1 protein-coding gene and 1 pseudogene are annotated in these 1359 nt (G+C 73.7%); one reads left to right on the top strand and one right to left on the bottom strand.

Annotated features, from left to right (window positions below; all coding sequences use genetic code 11):
• Positions 1–933: AAA family ATPase (locus tag IH13_RS0126395; protein WP_031088471.1), on the top strand; the 933-nt coding region annotated here is incomplete at its 5' end.
• Here IH13_RS0126395 and IH13_RS0126390 read toward each other — a convergent pair.
• Positions 903–1359 (bottom strand): annotated as a pseudogene (locus IH13_RS0126390) (hypothetical protein); the annotation flags it as partial. The gene IH13_RS0126395 and the pseudogene IH13_RS0126390 overlap by 31 nt on opposite strands.

Below are 1359 nucleotides of genomic sequence, written 5' to 3'. Positions count from 1 at the left end.
GTACTGACGTCCGACCGGCCGGTACCCGGGCTGCTCGGCTCGATGCCGGGGCAGCGGACCACCGAGCCCGCCCCCGCCCCGGCCGCCCCCGCCCCCGCACCGCCGGCCGACGCCGGGACGCCGCGCGACGCGGGCGCCGTCCTGGGCGAACTGGACGCGCTGGTCGGCCTGGAGAGCGTGAAGCGCGAGGTGCGGGCGCTGACGGACATGATCGAGGTGGGCCGGCGGCGCCAACTCGCCGGCCTCAAGGCGGCTTCGGTGCGCCGCCACCTCGTCTTCACGGGCTCCCCCGGCACGGGCAAGACCACGGTGGCCCGGCTGTACGGCGAGATCCTGGCCTCCCTCGGCGTGCTGGAGCACGGCCACCTCGTCGAGGTCTCACGGGTCGACCTGGTCGGGGAGCACATCGGGTCCACGGCCATCCGCACCCAGGAGGCGTTCGACCGGGCGCGCGGCGGAGTCCTGTTCGTCGACGAGGCGTACGCCCTCTCCCCCGAGGACTCCGGCCGCGACTTCGGGCGGGAGGCCATCGACACGCTGGTCAAGCTGATGGAGGACCACCGGGACGCGGTGGTGGTGATCGTGGCCGGGTACACCCACGAGATGGCGCGCTTCCTCACCGTCAACCCGGGCGTGGCCTCCCGCTTCTCACGCACCATCACCTTCAGCGACTATCTGCCCGAGGAGTTGCTGCGGATCGTCGAGCAGCAGTCCGAGGAGCAGGAGTACAGCCTCGCCGAGGGGACCGGGGAGGCGCTGCTCAAGTACTTCACGGCGCTCCCCAAGGGTCCCGCGTTCGGCAACGGCCGTACCGCGCGCCAGACGTTCGAGTCGATGGTCGAGCGCCACGCGGGCCGGGTGGCGCAGCTGACGGAGCCCAGCACGGACGACCTCACCCTGCTCTACCCCGAGGACCTGCCCGAGCTGCCCTGAGCCTTCCCGGTGGCCCGTCCGGTGGCCTGCCGGGGCAGCTCGGGTCCGAGCCGGTCCAGAAGGGCGGCCCGCTCCACGGCGAAGGCCGGGTCGGCCTGGTAGTCGGAGTGTCCCAGGACGGGTTCGGGCAGCGGATGTGCCACCGTGCGGCCGTAGACCAGCGGGTCCCTCAGCGGCCCGCGGTCCACTTCCGGGCCGCCGCCCTCGTCGATGCGGACGGGGCCGCCGATGGGGTCGGTGGCGCGCCACAGGTTGCGCCAGCAGTGCACGGACGCGTGCAGGCCCTGGAGTGCTTCCGGTCCGAAGTAGGCCGGGAACCAGCGCCCGTACAGGCGCTCGATCGGTGAACCGTAGGTGAGCAGCGCGACCTGCCGGCGCGCGGCGGCCGGCAGTTGCCACACGGCGGCGGCCGCCAGGACGCTGCCC

Origin of the sequence: Streptomyces sp. NRRL WC-3549 (assembly GCF_000721935.1) — a bacterium.
GTDB lineage: Bacteria > Actinomycetota > Actinomycetes > Streptomycetales > Streptomycetaceae > Streptomyces.
The sequence above is the reverse complement of the archived record's forward strand: the minus strand, read 5'-3'. Positions and strand labels throughout refer to the sequence as shown.